The following is a 15,366-nucleotide window of genomic DNA, read 5'->3' as shown; positions in this document are numbered from 1 at the left end:
TTTGAGCAAAATTTATTATTTCTCGTTTCAGAGAAATTAGCACCACAAACTTTACAGCGAATGTCTTTCTTTACATTCCTTTTTCGGCTCAATTCCTTCCGTCTATTAAAGTGGATATAACAAAGCCTGACACCATATTCATAGCTAATAGATGCTATATTCTCTTTGCACCCTTTTCTGCAACATATTGCCATTACATACCGTCCATGTTCACTTCACGCGGTTTTCCAACCATTCGTGTATGTCACTTAGCCTCCAACGAGAACTTCTGCCAAGTTTTATTGGCTTCATAAATTCTCCGTCCTGAATTTGCTTATAAATCCATTTATCAGTGACTTTCAGCGTTGCTGCGATCCACTTCATATCTACAAGTTGCATGTCATTGTTTTCACTTCTTTCCACACTGTTCTCCTGATGTGCCGCCCTTTCGCAAGATACTGGCTGTATAGGGCCACAAAGTGCAGGCAAAAGATCGCTCTAGAAATTGTCTTGACAATTCACTTCAGTTGCGAACTAGAGGGGAGGAAACGATTGATGGTGTAGTCTTTGTAAGATGCTCCGATAAAACCGCCTAAGTTGATCATGCAAAATGATCAAATGAGACCTGCCATTAAAGTAAAAATGGTAAGATTCAGGTTGCTACCCACGCAGCATTTACTAGTATTTAAATCTTACAAACAGATCAAGATTGGAATATAAATTCAAACATTAATTAAAAACCCAGCCAATCAAACCAAATAAATAAAAATTAAAGATATATTTAAAGTCAGCGTAACCGATATATGGACAGCTATATCAAACAACATCTTGCTGCAGATTGCTGAACATTGATTGCATGTTGAATGGAAGGCATCAGCTATACCACCGCAGTAAGTTGCGACAGGTGTTACCTGCTGCTTGTTACAAGGCTGACTAATGTAGTGCTGGAAACATTACAGATTGAGTGCTGTGACCTAAATCGGCTATTGACTCTGACCTGCTCCCCGTTGATTAGTACACCCCGATGTTAGTAATGTCTTCATAAGCCACATGAGGACATCCCCATGAAGAAGCGTTTTTCCGACGAACAGATCATCAGTATTCTCCGCGAAGCCGAAGCTGGGGTACCCGCCCGTGAACTCTGCCGCAAGCATGCCATTTCCGATGCCACGTTTTACACCTGGCGTAAGAAGTATGGCGGTATGGCGGTGCCTGAAGTTAAGCGCCTGAAGTCGCTTGAGGAAGAGAACGCCAGACTCAAGAAGCTGCTTGCCGAAGCCATGCTGGATAAAGAGGCGCTTCAGGTGGCTCTTGGGCGAAAGTACTGACGACAGACCAGAAGCGGGAAGCCGTGATGTTGATGTGTGATGCGACCGGTCTGTCGCAACGTCGTGCCTGCAGGCTTACAGGTTTATCCCTGTCGACCTGCCGCTATGAGGCTCACCGTCCGGCTGCTGATGCGCATTTATCAGGGCGCATCACTGAGCTGGCACTGGAGCGCAGGCGTTTTGGCTACCGTCGTATTTGGCAGTTGCTGCGCCGTGAAGGGCTTCATGTTAATCATAAGCGCGTGTACCGGCTTTATCACCTCAGTGGCCTGGGCGTAAAACGCAGAAGACGTCGTAAAGGGCTGGCAACAGAACGTCTGCCGCTGCTCCGTCCGGCGGCGCCCAATCTGACCTGGTCGATGGATTTCGTCATGGACGCACTTTCCACCGGTCGCAGGATCAAGTGTCTTACCTGCGTCGATGATTTCACAAAGGAATGCCTGACGGTCACTGTTGCCTTTGGGATTTCAGGCGTTCAGGTCACGCGTATTCTGGACAGCATTGCACTGTTTCGAGGCTATCCGGCGACGATAAGAACTGACCAGGGCCGGAGTTCACTTGCCGTGCACTGGATCAATGGGCCTTTGAGCATGGTGTTGAGTTGCGCTTAATCCAGCCGGGCAAGCCAACGCAGAACGGATTTATTGAGAGCTTTAACGGACGATTTCGCGATGAATGTTTGAATGAGCACTGGTTCAGCGATATCGTTCATGCCAGGAAAATTATTAATGACTGGCGGCAGGATTATAACGAATGCCGCCCGCACTCCACGCTGAATTATCAGACACCGTCTGAATTTGCAGCGGGCTGGAGAAAGGGTCATTCTGAGAATGAAGATTCCGACGTTACTAACTGAGTGTTGTATCTAATCGTGGGGGCAGGTCATCCCGACAACACAGACCATTCCGTGGCAAAGCAAAAGTTCAGAATCACCAACTGGTCCACCTACAACAAAGCTCTCATCAACCGTGGCTCCCTCACTTTCTGGCTGGATGATGAGGCGATTCAGGCCTGGTATGAGTCGGCAACGCCTTCATCACGAGGAAGGCCCCAGCGCTATTCTGATCTCGCCATCACACCGTTCTGGTGATTAAACGCGTATTCCGGCTGACCCTGCGGGCTGCGCAGGGTTTTATTGATTCCATTTTTGCCCTGATGAACGTTCCGTTGCGCTGCCCGGATTACACCAGTGTCAGTAAGCGGGCAAAGTCGGTTAATGTCAGTTTCAAAACGCCCACCCGGGGTGAAATCGCACACCTGGTGATTGATTCCACCGGGCTGAAGGTCTTTGGTGAAGGCGAATGGAAAGTCAGAAAGCACGGCAAAGAGCGCCGTCGTATCTGGCGAAAGTTGCATCTTGCTGTTGACAGCAACACACATGAAGTTGTCTGTGCAGACCTGTCGCTGAATAACGTCACGGACTCAGAAGCCTTCCCGGGCCTTATCCGGCAGACTCACAGAAAAATCAGGGCAGCCGCGGCAGACGGGGCTTACGACACCCGGCTCTGTCACGATGAACTGCGGCGTAAGAAAATCAGCGCGCTTATCCCGCCCCGAAAAGGTGCAGGTTACTGGCCCGGTGAGTACGCAGACCGCAACCGTGCCGTTGCTAATCAGCGGCTGAGCGGAAGCAATGCACGGTGGAAATGGACAACGGAATATAACCGTCGCTCGATAGCGGAAACGGCAATGTACAGAATGAAGCAGTTGTTGGGAGGTTCACTGACGCTGCGTGACTACGATGGTCAGGTAGCGGAAGCTATGGCCATGGTGCGTGCGTTGAACAGGATGACAAAGGCTGGGATGCCAGAAAGCGTGCGTATTGCCTGAAAATCCAGCCAGCTACAGGGTCGTTCGCACGAAATCTTATTTATTCAACAAAGCCGCGCTGAATCGCAGTCCTTCGACGATCTCACGTGAAGTTCAGCGTAATCGGGGCAGACGCTATTACAAAGCTGTTGATGCTAATAACCGAGCCAACAGAATGGCGAAAAGGCCAAAACCGTGCTTACTGGATCAAAATTTACCATTGCGAAAGCTTGTTCTGGAAAAGCTGGAGATGAAATGGTCTCCAGAGCAAATATCAGGATGGTTAAGGCGAACAAAACCACGTCAAAAAACGCTGCGAATATCACCTGAGACAATTTATAAAACGCTGTACTTTCGTAGCCGTGAAGCGCTACACCACCTGAATATACAGCATCTGCGACGGTCGCATAGCCTTCGCCATGGCAGGCGTCATACCCGCAAAGGCGAAAGAGGTACGATTAACATAGTGAACGGAACACCAATTCACGAACGTTCCCGAAATATCGATAACAGACGCTCTCTGGGGCATTGGGAGGGCGATTTAGTCTCAGGTACAAAAAACTCTCATATAGCCACACTTGTAGACCGAAAATCACGTTATACGATCATCCTTAGACTCAGGGGCAAAGATTCTGTCTCAGTAAATCAGGCTCTTACCGACAAATTCCTGAGTTTACCGTCAGAACTCAGAAAATCACTGACATGGGACAGAGGAATGGAACTGGCCAGACATCTAGAATTTACTGTCAGCACCGGCGTTAAAGTTTACTTCTGCGATCCTCAGAGTCCTTGGCAGCGGGGAACAAATGAGAACACAAATGGGCTAATTCGGCGTAAGCGTCAAGTCACTGCCGCCTGTGATTCCAGTCCCGGGATCGCTAGCTTAGAGCTCCGTCTAATTTAGAAGGAGCTCTGTTTATGGAAAATGCTGCCAACTGGCGAACTGAATCGCGTACCGTCTATTCCAGTGACTTCAAACTTCGGATGGTCGAACTGGCTTCACGACCAGATGCCAACGTCGCACAACTGGCGCGGGAACATGGCGTTGATAATAATCTCATTTTTAAGTGGCTACGCCTCTGGCAGAGAGAGGGGCGAATCTCTCGTCGAATGCCTGCAACTATCGTGGGGCCGGTGGTACCTCAATCTCTTCCGGCTTCTCCGACTCTGTTGTCCGTCGACGTTATCAACGACCCGTTGCCCGCAGCAGAGAATGACACTCTGTGTACGTTCTCCTCCGCTCACGCCAGCGCCACTTCCTGTCATGTTGAGTTCCGCCACGGCAAAATGACGCTGGAGAACCCGTCGTCAGAGTTGCTGACTGTGCTGATCCGCGAATTGACCGGGAGGACACCATGATATCCCTCCCGTCAGGCACCCGCATCTGGCTGGTCGCCGGGGCCACGGATATGCGTAAATCCTTCAACGGGCTGGGCGAACAGATACACCACGTTCTGGATGAGGATCCCTTCTCCGGCCATCTGTTTATCTTCCGGGGACGCCGTGGCGATACCGTGAAAATACTTTGGGCTGATGCTGATGGTCTGTGCCTGTTTATCAAACGCCTGGAAGAGGGACAGTTCGTCTGGCCTGCTGTACGCGACGGCAAAATCGCGATCACCCGCTCACAACTTGCCATGCTCCTTGATAAGCTGGACTGGCGCCAGCCAAAAATATCCCGCCTTAACTCACTGACAATGTTGTAAAAAAATCATAACCGCATTATAAAAGCGGTTATGAATCACGACTATCTCGCCCGTATCGCTGCGCTGGAAGACGCGCTTCGCCAGAAAGACAGTCAGCTCAGTCTCGTTGCAGAGACTGAGTCGTTCCTGCGTTCTGCACTGGCCCGCGCAGAAGAGAAAATAGAGAACGAAGAGCGCGAGATAGAGCATCTGCGGGCACAGATAGAAAAACTGCGTCGAATGTTGTTCGGTACCCGCTCCGAAAAACTTCGCCGACAGGTTGAAGAAGCCGAAGCCCTGCTGAAACAGCAGGAGCAGCAAAGCGATCGCTACAACGGACGGGAAGACGATCCGCAGGTACCTCGCCAGTTGCGTCAGTCCCGCCATCGTCGCCCGTTACCAGCACATCTTCCCCGCGAGATACATCGGCTGGATCCTGCGGAAACCAGCTGTCCGGAATGCGGCAGCAGTATGGCGTACCTCAGCGAAGTCAGCGTGGAGCAGCTGGAACTGGTCTCCAGCGCCCTGAAAGTGATCCGCACGGTCAGGGTGAAAAAGGCCTGCACCCGATGTGACTGTATCGTTGAAGCACCTGCGCCATCACGTCCCATCGATCGGGGTATCGCCGGGCCGGGTCTGCTGGCCCGCGTGTTAACGGCCAAATACTGCGAACACCTGCCGCTGTATCGCCAGTGCGAAATCTTTGCCCGTCAGGGCGTGGATCTGAGCCGGGCTCTGCTCTCCAACTGGGTGGATGCATGTTGCCGGTTAATGGCCCCGCTGGATGAGGCCCTTTACCACTACGTGATGGACTGCCACAAACTGCATACGGATGACACTCCGGTTCTGGTGCTTGCACCGGGCAGAAAGAAGACGAAAACCGGGCGTATCTGGACGTATGTACGTGACGACAGAAGCGCAGGTTCATCAGATCCGCCAGCGGCATGGTTCGCCTTCTCGCCAGACCGGCAGGGAAAACATCCTCAGCAACACCTTCGCCACTATCATGGTGTGCTGCAGGCGGATGCCTTCGCAGGCTACGATCGGTTGTTCAGTCCGGAACGTGAAGGAGGGCCGCTGACAGAAGCCGCATGTTGGGCCCATGCCCGCCGAAAAATCCATGATGTCTATATAAGCACTCACACAGCGACAGCGGAAGAAGCCCTGAAACGTATCGGTGAGCTGTACGCGATAGAAGAAGAAATACGCGGCCTCACGACAGAAGAGCGTCTGGCAGCCAGACAATCGCAAAGCAAACCACTGCTGGCATCGCTGCATGAATGGCTGGTAGAAAAAAATGAGACGCTGTCGAAAAAGTCCCGTCTGGGCGAAGCGTTCGCTTATGTCCTGAACCAGTGGGATGCGCTGTGCTACTACTGTGAAGATGGCCTGGCAGAGCCTGATAACAACGCTGCCGAACGAGCCCTTCGTGCCGTCTGTCTTGGGAAAAAGAATTTTATCTTCTTCGGCAGCGACCACGGTGGTGAGCGCGGAGCCCTGCTGTACGGACTGATCGGGACGTGCAGGCTGAATGGTATCGATCCGGAAGCCTACCTTCGCCATATCCTGAGCGTACTGCCGGAGTGGCCCAGCAACAAAGTGGCCGAACTGCTGCCATGGAACGTGGTTCTTACCGATAAATAACCGTCAATACGGCGCTCACTTAACGCTTACAATTCGGCAGTACTTTCCTAAAAAGACATGTCTTGCCCAATATACTCAACATGAACTAGATCTGGTTGCTGCTCAGCTAAACAACAGACCGAGAAAGACACTGAAGTTCAAAACACCGAAAGAGATAATTGAAAGGGGTGTTGCATTGACAGATTGAATCTACAGTAGCCTTTTTTAATATTTCATTTTCCATTTCAATACGTTGTAGCTTTTTCCTGAGCTCACGGATTTCAATTTGTTCCGGGGTAATGGGGGAGGCTTTTGGTGTTTTGCCCTGCCGTTCATCACGTAATTGTTTCACCCATCGCGTCATTGTGGAAAGGCCGACATCCATAGCGCTGGCTGCATCTGCCACGGTGTAGTTCTGGTCAACGACCAGTTGAGCGGATTCGCGTTTAAACTCTGCGCTGAAATTTCTTTTTTTCATTATGACACCTGTGTTGTTCTGAGGTGAGCATATCACCTCTGTTCAGGTGGCCAAATTCAGTAAACCACTTCACGTTAGTTTTCTACTAACTGAACGACGACTAGCCTGCCGCCTTCCTCCTTTGACAGAACAAACTGAGCGTTATTCGTCAGTTCAATTTTTTCCCCAATGGCAATCTGTCGTTTATCCGGTAATGACATAAGCCCATTTATGCCTTCATTTACTAACCACCACTGATCGTTATGGAAAACAAAATACCCAACTCGTTTCCTTTGTGCATCGGTTGTGCGCTCATTTGGCGCAATGAGGCGATTCACATGCCACGCATAGATTGACTGCCCGCTCCACACCATCAACCGGTGATCGTCAGGACGATAACTGCCTTCCTTTCGGGATGAATATAAATTTAGAACCGGTAATTTACCCTTGTATGGCGTACCGCAGTAGGGACAAACCGGCTTTGTCTTACCTGAGAAAACGTACCATTTCTGTTCACACGCCTTGTTCTGGCAGGGCTGTATCAGATCGACTGTTTTAACCAGGGCACTTTCCCACTCATCGGCGGTCGGGCGTTTAGTGGCATCGTGTAAGCCATCAATAAAGGCGCGTTCAAACAAAGGCGTCAGATAAGGGCCCATGATGGTGTAAGGAATTTTCTCCGGGTCAGCCCAGGGCAGTGAAAAGGAGGATAGCTGACTGACTTTGACTGCATTGCTTTTGTCTGTCGGATGTTCAATGAAGAGTGCCTTCTCACCCATAGATAAGGTCTCATCACGTACTTCATCCGACATGTCATGTATTTTTCCGCCACGTAGCGGATGACGGAAGAACAGATACATGTAGATAAGCACCGACAGCGCATGACGGTCAGTAGAAATGCTTGGCAATACGCGGTTCGGATCCTCTTTGGAAAGATGGCTGGTTTTCACCACTTCCGGAGCGATAAAATCCGGGGTGCCCACGACGTCGGGAGGATACTTTCCAGGGACAACCAGGCCGTCTACGTCAATGATGCAGGCATGTCCCATTTCTGGATCGATAAGCACGTTTTTATAGCTTAGATCGCTGTGACAGAGACCTGCCGCATGCATCCTTCTGACGGCTCTTGTTAGCAGCAGACAGACCTTGAGATAGGTAAGCGTATTGCCTCGTTCACGTGGGTCGAGAAATTTATTCTGGTTGCTGGCGCTGGCAAACCATTTGCCTTCCTTTTCACGGCCTTTTATGCCAAGAAAATCATCGTTTTTAGAGCCGTATTTAAAGAAAAAGTAGCTTTTGTAGGTTGGAACCACGATGCCGATTTTATCCCCATGCTCAACAACGTGGGTCGGCCAGCAAAACAGGTCCTTCCAGTATTCACCTCCGGACTGGCCAAAAATGTTTTGCCTGTAGCGTCCGGTGATCATATCAATCCGATCCCGGGCCTGCTCGTTCTGCGGTTTATGATAAAAAGCGACGACGTATGATTTATCAGGCGAGAAGTAAACATCCTTCATCGAGCCCGAACCAATTACCTCGTCAACATACTGGACTGTTTCGCCGTCCTTTGTTTTGCACGTAACAATATTTGCCATATTGATCACCGAAGAAGCGTATGCCTTACCACAACACCGCAATAGTGCGGTCATCGTGGTTCCCTGTGGAGAAAAAGTTAAGCCAGTCGCCTAACCTCTCAGGCGCAATACTGGCGTCTGTAAGGACAGGGATGAGCTCATCAAGGAGACGGGTCCATTTTTCGTCACTGCGAAGCCCGTTATCTGTCTCAAACAGAGGGTCTGATACGCCATCTGTCATGAGGATCAAGTGAGATACATCATTCCATTTACCCACGCTGATGCGGCCGCTAAACGAGGGGTCTGCGATAATGCTCTGGTCAAGAAAGCGGGTTTGTCCTGCGTATTCTCCGCTATCGGGATTTCCCAGTATCCTGACTTTACCGGAAGGGCTGTATGCACCTATCGCACCATCACCAAGCCAGAATGCAGCCGCAAACAGCTCATTATCAGTTCGTAGCGCTACAGTTGCCAGTAGGGTTGTTGAATAGGATTTCACAGGTTGTTCTGCACAAATGGCTTCGTTCTGGATACTGTTGACCGCGAGCGTAGCTGCCTGTTTAAAATGATGAAGCATGGCGTTTATGGTTGCCTGCTGATCGCTCCCTTCCCACGCCGTGATGTGCTGCTTTAGATGGACGCCTTTCAAACCACTGAGCTGATTGAAAAGGTAATCGCCAGCCGTTTGGACTGCAATCCGGGAGCCTTCCCGGGAATTTACCGCACTACCGGCCCCGTCTGCGACCAGCATGACAGACCATCCTGTTTCCTGGCAGTGGTTGATATAGAAGTCGTCATCTCTGAAGCTCCCGGCATGCTCATGAGATCGTCCCCGGCGACTGGCGGCAGCAATACGTATGTCACCCTTGACCAGGCCAGCAGCGTCCAGATGGGACTTAGGGTAGGAAGCGCCTGCTGGTGGCTCTACCACCTTCCACAGGCTTCTCGGATCGGGATTGACTATAAAAAGCTGTTTTGTTTCGCATTCGTCGTGCGAAGCGCATGACCAGAGTACTGAAAGCTCTATATCGCCGCTTTCGGTGGGTGTACCTGTCAGCAACTTATGCTCTTTGTCAAAGGTCAGGCCAATGTTCCTGGGAAAGACAACGTCCCTGACAGTAGCCTGCTGGCCCTCATCCAGAACTATAGCAACCGGCGAAGAGAAACGTTCGCCTGCGCGGGCGTTGGGAATAACTATTTTAGCTCTCGGGGGAACGGCAGGTGGCACAGCTAATCCGGCCCGCTGCTGGCCTGTCGGTATCTGCCCGGGTTTTAATACCAGGGAAGACAGGTTTTCGTCTTCCCTCTGTGCTGGTTTATCAAATTCGTAATAAGGCATCAGCTTCCAGAACGGAGGATGAGGTTCATTTTCTGGCAGGGGTTGCAGTAATGGTGTATCGGTAGCGTCAATGCCCGGGTTATCTGCATCACTTACGACCGTTTGTTGCTGATCGGAAAGGCTGGATGCTGACGAGGGGGCGATCTCTGCGTCGTTATAACCTTCGCTAACCCGCGCAGATAAACCCTGTGCAAGGCTCTCAATCCGCTCTTTAAGCCGCATAATCTCTTCAGTAAGGGAAGGGTCGTGCGATAGAAGAAAAAGCCGCTCACCTTCTACAGGGTGGCCCAGCTCAGACAGCACTAAGCGGATAATCTTCTCTTCAAGTAAAGCATTTTGCGACATCAACCTCTCCCTCTGTTTACGTCGAAGTTAGTGTTTCCGCCATCATTGCTGAATGACAGGCCTGTTTCACACCACGGGCAGATCACGTCATCCGGGCCGTCAATGCACAGCAATTTTCCGCATGAGCACAGGGCAAACGCACTGGCATTACCGCAGTGAGGGCAACCCGGTACGCCATGCAGTTCGCTGGTGTTTACCTGCAAACCGGTAGCGGTGGCATCTGACCATGCAAAATAGTCCTCATCGATGGGATAGCATCCGGCAATATTAAAGCTGTTCAGGTTCAGGCTGAAATCGAGCCCGGAAATCCTTGCTGGTGGCCGTTCATACTTCATCAGATACGGACGACGGGTCTTGCTGCAACGGCCGGTAAGCGTAACGCAGTTTTCGTCGTACGCTTTTACTGGCTCGTCCTTGGCCAGCCGGACTATGTATTCAGTCTGGCTGAGCTCAGGTTGTTTGTCGTCTCCGACGCTGCGGCTGTGCGCCGTAACCGAGGCTGTGATCCATTTGATGAAGCGGGTAAAGTCCCCTTCCTGAGACTCGGTGAACAGCATGACATTCTCTGTCAGTTGCCGCAGGGTATTCAGGTCCGCTGACGGCCCCAGGCCAACGGCAATGAGATTCACTTTACTCGCGTAGTGATCCTTCCAGCGCTTCACTTCTGCGGTTGTGTCGTCAGTCGGACGTCCGTCGGTAAGGAGATACACGACGGGTTTCCAGTCGCCTTTAGCCTCATGAGTGGTTTTTCTGACCTGGGTATCAATTTGTACGGTCAGCTCACGCAATGCGGCCCCAAGGCTCGTACCGCCGCCAACGGGAAGGCGGGGAGGGTAGAACGAGGCAATTTCGTGAAGAGGTACAATCGTACGGGCTACACCGGCAAATGCGATTACCGAAACCCAGGCTGTTTCAAGTGCGTGTGGATCCTTTCTTAAATCTCCGACGATCATTTGCAGACCATCAGTCATTTTTTTCAGGTTTTCACCAATCATGGACTCTGAACAGTCCAGGACAAAAAACACGGGAAGGCGTCTCATAATTTTCCTCGTACGGCTGGTACGGCCAGCAGAAAACGTTGCTGTACAGAAAGGTGCTGCCCGGAAAGCAGCACCTTTCTGTCTGTCAGAGCACCAGCTGGATTTCTGGTGGAGGAGGGGGAAGGGTATCAGTTCCGTTATTGATCCCCGCGCTTGTGCTGCCGGAAGACACGCTGGCCGATACCCATTTAAAGAAACCTGCAAACGCGGTTGAATCTAGCGTCTCCAGAGACACAACCTTATCGGTGAGCTGTTTTAAGTGCTCATGGCCTGCTTTAGGACCAACGGCGCAGGCAATGATGGATCCGAATCCCCGGCCGCGAATCGCTTTTACCGCTTCACCGTACGCCAGGGCATCAGAAGGGGTTCCATCAGTCATCAGGAATACCAGAGGACGCCAGTCTCCTTTTGTATCACCATCTGAGCGACGTACATCCCGTTCAACACACTGCATCAGACATTCAAGGGCAGCACCGGTGAACGTCCCGCCTGCGCTTGGCACAACGATGTCAGAAAACTGGAAGTCTTCCAGCGGCGTGAGAGGAATGAACTCACGCGCCCCATTGTCATAGGTGATAATGGAGATATGAACGCTTTCGAGGGCGTAGGGATCCTGGCGAAGAGCGCTAAGCATCGCCTGAATTCCAACGTTAACGGAATGGATGGACTCACCGCGCATCGACCCGGATGTGTCGATAACAAGGTAAACAGGCAGGCGGCGCATCACATGTAATTCCTCAGGTGCGAGACAAACGAATCTGATTCTGAAGGCTCACCAATTGCCCTGAGTTTCCAGCCTGTAGCCTCGCGTATCAGCTCGGCAAAAACCATGGAGCGCTGGCTGGCGAAGGCGGGTCCGCCAGAAAGATCGAATCGTGCCATTTCAATATTACGGGCATCTACTGCCCGGATGAAGGCATTCTGAACTTTTCCAAAGTGCTGCTGGAGCTTTTCACCATTGTAGATCTGAACGATGAACACAATTTTCTCGTACTGAGCGTCAAGGGAATTCAGGCGCACAATAATTTGCTCATCGTCACCGTCACCGGCTCCGGTTCGGTTATCGCCCGTCAGCCAGATATTGCCTGACTTATGGCGAAGGCTGTTGAAAAAGATGATATCGCCATTCACAAGCGTTGGTTTACCATTTTCCACATTGCCGAGATCGGTCACCTTTCCGGCTGAATTACACAGGAAAGCGATCACATCAAGGTCGTATTCTTCTTCTTTTTTACCAAAGATCCCGCCGAGAAAACCTTTCTTTTCCTCATTAATATCCCAACCGAGGCCGATAGTAACGGACGAGAGATCGTATTCATTTTTTTTCAGGCTTACGCCCTGGCCTTTGCTCAGACTGACAGACATGATATCCCCTTAATCAATAAAATTATAAGACCACATTTACTTCTGGCGGCGGCGGTGGCAGGTCTTCAAGACCGATCACTTCTTTTTTGCTGGACTCCACTTTCTGACTGCCTACCGAAATGCTCGCACTGACCCATTTAAAGAAAGCTTTAATCGTCGAACTGTCAGCTGTATCGAGCTGAACCACGATTTCAGTGATTTCTTTGAGGACGCTGGTATCGGCATCATGCCCGGCTGCACATGCCACAACAACGCCGGTTCTGGCCGCTTTAAAGTCATTCAGGCCTTTACGCCAGTCATCATTCGGACTTCCATCCGTCATCAGGAATACAAGGGGACGCCAGTCACCTTTAGTGTCAGCCGTCGTTTTCTGTACTTCTTTGGCAATGGAGCTGGCCGTGAGGGAAAGCGCTTCGCCAAGAGACGTGGTGCCGCTGGCTGTTAGTGCTGGCATCTGGAAACTCAGGAGGTCTGTCAGGGGGACTGCCTGTCGGGCTGAAGAATCAAAGGTGATCACTGACACGTGAGCCGTTTCGAGTGCATACGGATCCTGTTTCAGCGTGGTAAGCAGCGTCTGAACGCCATTTTTAACCGCTTCGATAGGCTCTCCGTGCATAGAGCCGGACGTGTCGAGTAGCAGATATACGGGTAAGCGTCTCAAATGTAATTCCTTCTTAAGAGATCGGAAGAGGAGAGTAGTTTCAGGAAGAGGCCAGGGTTTGTTGATTTGATAAAACGGCACGACATCTGTCGGGTGGAGATTAAATATTCAGAAGCGGCATTATAGAAATAAGTTAACCACCATTGAATTACCGACATGTGAATGGCCCCTTATCAACAGAAAATAGCTCAGACTGGACTGGAATATAAGGTTACTGAAAAAAACTCCGGCAAAAATAAACTGTCTTATGTATGAAAATCATCATACATCACAGATCTGCATGAATGGAGTGTAAATCGCCCAAAGATTGATGTGTAGCACAAGAGGATGTCAAGACACCAGCTTTTGTAGGCAGTAAGGCGCTGCTGACATTGCGGGAGGAGAATAGACCAAAACTACGTCACGCCAATACAGAGGTGAAATATGACAAAACCGGAGTTTTCACCCCGGTCTGAGATTTAGCGTCAGGACTTTTTAGCGCTGTATTCCTTTATCAGTTCATCAACGGAGTGCAGAGCCAGCTTCTCTACGGCTTCACTTCGGGTCGAGCCACTCAGCGCAGCCAGACGGTCAATTTTTCTTAAGATCCGCATGCGTAGCGATAATGACACGGCTGTTTTTTTATCCTTATCGAGTACGACCTTCCCTGTAGACTCACCGGTTTTCAGTTCAGCATTCTGTGCGAGCGCTTCATTCATCCGGCGGAGGGTCTTTTTATCCAGCTGGCCCGGATTAACGAGATGGTAGGAATGACCTGCCTTGCTGTATTTGATCTCCGCAGAATATGACTCGCGTAGCTCTTTGAGGGCCCGGGTTAATGTCGGCTCTGAGCATTCCAGACTGGTTATAATGTCGGCAGCGGAAACGGGCTTGCCGGTGCCCAGTAAGTTGGCAAGCTTAAAAATCCGGGCCTGTCTGGTATTTAATTGCATCGTAAGATTTAGCCTGCTTAAAGGGTTAGTGGTTCAATAGGCTGAAAAATGAAGGTACTGCTCATCTTTCGAATAACCGGGTCATCGCCTAACGCTTCAACCGGATCAATGTGTTCTATGCCTGCAAAATTTACTGACGACATCTGGCTACGAGTGCATTTGCAGGACAGGATATACTCATCCTCCAGATAGCCGGTCCGTTTACTGACCCGTTGCGTAAAGCCTGACACAATCACGTTGTCGAACGGTAGCGTATGTAAAACGATACCGACCAGGCGGAACAAGCAGCCATGGACGTGGCGGGCATAGTTTTCGCGTACGGCTTTTTGCGTCATGGCTTTTTCCGTCAGCTCCGTGCCCCGGGCATTAACGCCGTAAATCTTATCAGGGAAATCTTCAATCTCAGCTAAATCAACGTCCAGCAGGACTGCTGATAGCTCCGGCTTTACTTCAAATGCAACAAGCGTTTCACGCGGCCATTCAGTTTCTGCCAGCACACCCGCCAGGTATGATTCGAAAAACGCGGCGTCTGTGCGGAACTGCTGCCGGGCATCTGCCTGAGCCGTGGCGAGCCGTTTTTCATGTTCTTCAGCCTCAAACTTCCAGTTTGCATACTGTTCGGCCCAGGCCGTCCGTTGTTGCTGGTACCGGTGCTGTCGAAGGGTATTCTCACGCTCCACATCAATCAGCTCCTGCTGCCACCTGCGAAGGTTTTCGGCGTGGCGCTCAGCTTTAGCTGATTCCGATTCAAACCATTTACCCAGAAAACTAATGCCTTCGCTCTCGGCAGGCTTTTCCGGCAATGCAAGGTAGTCTGGCTTTTCTGGACGCACCGGTGCCGGAAGCTGAAAAGGCGACGTTCTGTTATGCAGGTATACTGCTTCCAGCTCTGCCCAGCTGATGCCTGTTTTGGGATCCGGCGTCAGCTCGTGAATATTACGGATTGCGGTCACCGCTGACATGAGATCAGCGGCTGCCTGCTCAAGCGCCTGTCTGAGCCCCGGGTCGGTAGCCGTCCGGTTCCCACCTCCGGAACGCGCGGCCCGGTCAAGCCGGGTACGGTAACTCAGCCCGGTACCGGGCAAGCCCAGATTGGCATAGGTCCCCCGGCTTCCAAAAGAAACGGAAGCACCTCTCGTCCCGACACTCAGGCTCGGTGCACCGTTACTCAGGTTGAGGCGAACACCAGGAATAATGTTGATCGACTTTCTGAACCTGAACCCCATTAT

At 51.0% G+C, this 15,366-nt stretch carries 12 protein-coding genes and 5 pseudogenes; 7 read left to right on the top strand and 10 right to left on the bottom strand.

The window, feature by feature from the left end; translation table 11 throughout:
• Nucleotides 1-210: 210 nt before the first annotated feature.
• On the bottom strand, nt 211-378 hold the full coding sequence (locus tag ACLHV8_RS15615) for a helix-turn-helix transcriptional regulator (RefSeq protein WP_044593897.1): 168 nt from the start codon (nt 376-378) through the stop codon (nt 211-213).
• Between the two features lie 665 nt (nt 379-1,043).
• Here ACLHV8_RS15615 and ACLHV8_RS15610 point away from each other — a divergent pair.
• The 7 genes and pseudogenes from ACLHV8_RS15610 to ACLHV8_RS15580 form a co-directional block, all read left to right on the top strand.
• Nucleotides 1,044-2,163: pseudogene (locus ACLHV8_RS15610) on the top strand (IS3-like element ISSen4 family transposase).
• Between the two features lie 51 nt (nt 2,164-2,214).
• Nucleotides 2,215-3,137 (top strand): annotated as a pseudogene (locus tag ACLHV8_RS15605) (IS5 family transposase).
• Between the two features lie 55 nt (nt 3,138-3,192).
• Nucleotides 3,193-3,951 (top strand): annotated as a pseudogene (locus ACLHV8_RS15600) (IS30-like element IS30 family transposase); the annotation flags it as partial.
• An 83-nt stretch (nt 3,952-4,034) separates the two neighbouring features.
• The gene (locus ACLHV8_RS15595) at nt 4,035-4,475 is read left to right on the top strand and encodes a transposase (protein ID WP_048994037.1); all 441 of its coding nucleotides are present in this window, start codon (nt 4,035-4,037) and stop codon (nt 4,473-4,475) included.
• Nucleotides 4,472-4,822 carry an IS66 family insertion sequence element accessory protein TnpB gene (gene tnpB / locus ACLHV8_RS15590; protein WP_004189161.1) on the top strand — a complete coding sequence of 117 codons (351 nt, stop codon included), beginning with the start codon at nt 4,472-4,474 and terminating at the stop codon, nt 4,820-4,822. Before ACLHV8_RS15595 ends, tnpB begins: the two co-directional genes overlap by 4 nt.
• A gap of 30 nt (nt 4,823-4,852) precedes the next feature.
• The gene (locus ACLHV8_RS15585) at nt 4,853-6,445 is read left to right on the top strand and encodes an IS66-like element ISKox1 family transposase (RefSeq protein WP_058691233.1); all 1,593 of its coding nucleotides are present in this window, start codon (nt 4,853-4,855) and stop codon (nt 6,443-6,445) included.
• Between the two features lie 31 nt (nt 6,446-6,476).
• Nucleotides 6,477-6,632, top strand: a pseudogene (locus tag ACLHV8_RS15580) (IS30 family transposase); the annotation flags it as partial.
• A 12-nt stretch (nt 6,633-6,644) separates the two neighbouring features.
• Here the strand turns inward: ACLHV8_RS15580 and ACLHV8_RS15575 are convergent.
• From ACLHV8_RS15575 to ACLHV8_RS15535, 9 genes and pseudogenes are all read right to left on the bottom strand, one after another.
• Nucleotides 6,645-6,902, bottom strand: a pseudogene (locus ACLHV8_RS15575) (transposase); the annotation flags it as partial.
• Nucleotides 6,903-6,976: 74 nt separating this feature from the next.
• Nucleotides 6,977-8,476 carry a helix-hairpin-helix domain-containing protein gene (locus tag ACLHV8_RS15570; protein ID WP_032662300.1) on the bottom strand — a complete coding sequence of 500 codons (1,500 nt, stop codon included), beginning with the start codon at nt 8,474-8,476 and terminating at the stop codon, nt 6,977-6,979.
• A 25-nt stretch (nt 8,477-8,501) separates the two neighbouring features.
• The gene (locus ACLHV8_RS15565; protein ID WP_063928008.1) at nt 8,502-10,139 is read right to left on the bottom strand and encodes a PP2C family serine/threonine-protein phosphatase; all 1,638 of its coding nucleotides are present in this window, start codon (nt 10,137-10,139) and stop codon (nt 8,502-8,504) included.
• Nucleotides 10,139-11,179 carry a TerY-C metal binding domain-containing protein gene (locus ACLHV8_RS15560; protein ID WP_045899550.1) on the bottom strand — a complete coding sequence of 347 codons (1,041 nt, stop codon included), beginning with the start codon at nt 11,177-11,179 and terminating at the stop codon, nt 10,139-10,141. The genes ACLHV8_RS15565 and ACLHV8_RS15560 overlap by 1 nt, the downstream gene beginning before the upstream one ends.
• Before the next feature lie 85 nt (nt 11,180-11,264).
• A complete protein-coding gene (locus ACLHV8_RS15555) occupies nt 11,265-11,903 on the bottom strand; it encodes a vWA domain-containing protein (protein WP_013087240.1) in 639 nt (212 codons plus the stop codon).
• Nucleotides 11,903-12,544 carry a TerD family protein gene (locus ACLHV8_RS15550; protein ID WP_000116681.1) on the bottom strand — a complete coding sequence of 214 codons (642 nt, stop codon included), beginning with the start codon at nt 12,542-12,544 and terminating at the stop codon, nt 11,903-11,905. The genes ACLHV8_RS15555 and ACLHV8_RS15550 overlap by 1 nt, the downstream gene beginning before the upstream one ends.
• Before the next feature lie 22 nt (nt 12,545-12,566).
• Nucleotides 12,567-13,205 (bottom strand): vWA domain-containing protein, encoded by a 639-nt coding sequence (locus ACLHV8_RS15545; protein ID WP_001253657.1) that lies wholly within the window; start codon nt 13,203-13,205, stop codon nt 12,567-12,569.
• A gap of 464 nt (nt 13,206-13,669) precedes the next feature.
• Complete coding sequence (gene terW, locus ACLHV8_RS15540; RefSeq protein WP_001176767.1) at nt 13,670-14,137, bottom strand: tellurium resistance protein TerW; 468 nt, start codon at nt 14,135-14,137, stop codon at nt 13,670-13,672.
• Nucleotides 14,138-14,154: 17 nt separating this feature from the next.
• Nucleotides 14,155-15,363, bottom strand: coding sequence for a DUF4236 domain-containing protein (locus tag ACLHV8_RS15535; RefSeq protein WP_126325309.1), 1,209 nt, complete (start codon nt 15,361-15,363; stop codon nt 14,155-14,157).
• Nucleotides 15,364-15,366 lie beyond the last annotated feature (3 nt).

The organism is Enterobacter sp. CPE_E863, assembly GCF_046521465.1.
Lineage (GTDB): Bacteria > Pseudomonadota > Gammaproteobacteria > Enterobacterales > Enterobacteriaceae > Enterobacter > Enterobacter adelaidei.
The sequence above is the reverse complement of the archived record's forward strand: the minus strand, read 5'-3'. Positions and strand labels throughout refer to the sequence as shown.

Excerpts from the sequence above, each read along its gene's own strand:
- ACLHV8_RS15615 (WP_044593897.1), bottom strand. The coding sequence starts at position 378 with ATGCAACTTGTAGATATGAAGTGGATCGCAGCAACGCTGAAAGTCACT.
- ACLHV8_RS15595 (WP_048994037.1), top strand. The coding sequence starts at position 4,035 with ATGGAAAATGCTGCCAACTGGCGAACTGAATCGCGTACCGTCTATTCC.
- tnpB (WP_004189161.1), top strand. The coding sequence starts at position 4,472 with ATGATATCCCTCCCGTCAGGCACCCGCATCTGGCTGGTCGCCGGGGCC.
- ACLHV8_RS15585 (WP_058691233.1), top strand. The coding sequence starts at position 4,853 with ATGAATCACGACTATCTCGCCCGTATCGCTGCGCTGGAAGACGCGCTT.
- ACLHV8_RS15570 (WP_032662300.1), bottom strand. The coding sequence starts at position 8,476 with ATGGCAAATATTGTTACGTGCAAAACAAAGGACGGCGAAACAGTCCAG.
- ACLHV8_RS15565 (WP_063928008.1), bottom strand. The coding sequence starts at position 10,139 with ATGTCGCAAAATGCTTTACTTGAAGAGAAGATTATCCGCTTAGTGCTG.
- ACLHV8_RS15560 (WP_045899550.1), bottom strand. The coding sequence starts at position 11,179 with ATGAGACGCCTTCCCGTGTTTTTTGTCCTGGACTGTTCAGAGTCCATG.
- ACLHV8_RS15555 (WP_013087240.1), bottom strand. The coding sequence starts at position 11,903 with ATGCGCCGCCTGCCTGTTTACCTTGTTATCGACACATCCGGGTCGATG.
- ACLHV8_RS15550 (WP_000116681.1), bottom strand. The coding sequence starts at position 12,544 with ATGTCTGTCAGTCTGAGCAAAGGCCAGGGCGTAAGCCTGAAAAAAAAT.
- terW (WP_001176767.1), bottom strand. The coding sequence starts at position 14,137 with ATGCAATTAAATACCAGACAGGCCCGGATTTTTAAGCTTGCCAACTTA.
- ACLHV8_RS15535 (WP_126325309.1), bottom strand. The coding sequence starts at position 15,363 with ATGGGGTTCAGGTTCAGAAAGTCGATCAACATTATTCCTGGTGTTCGC.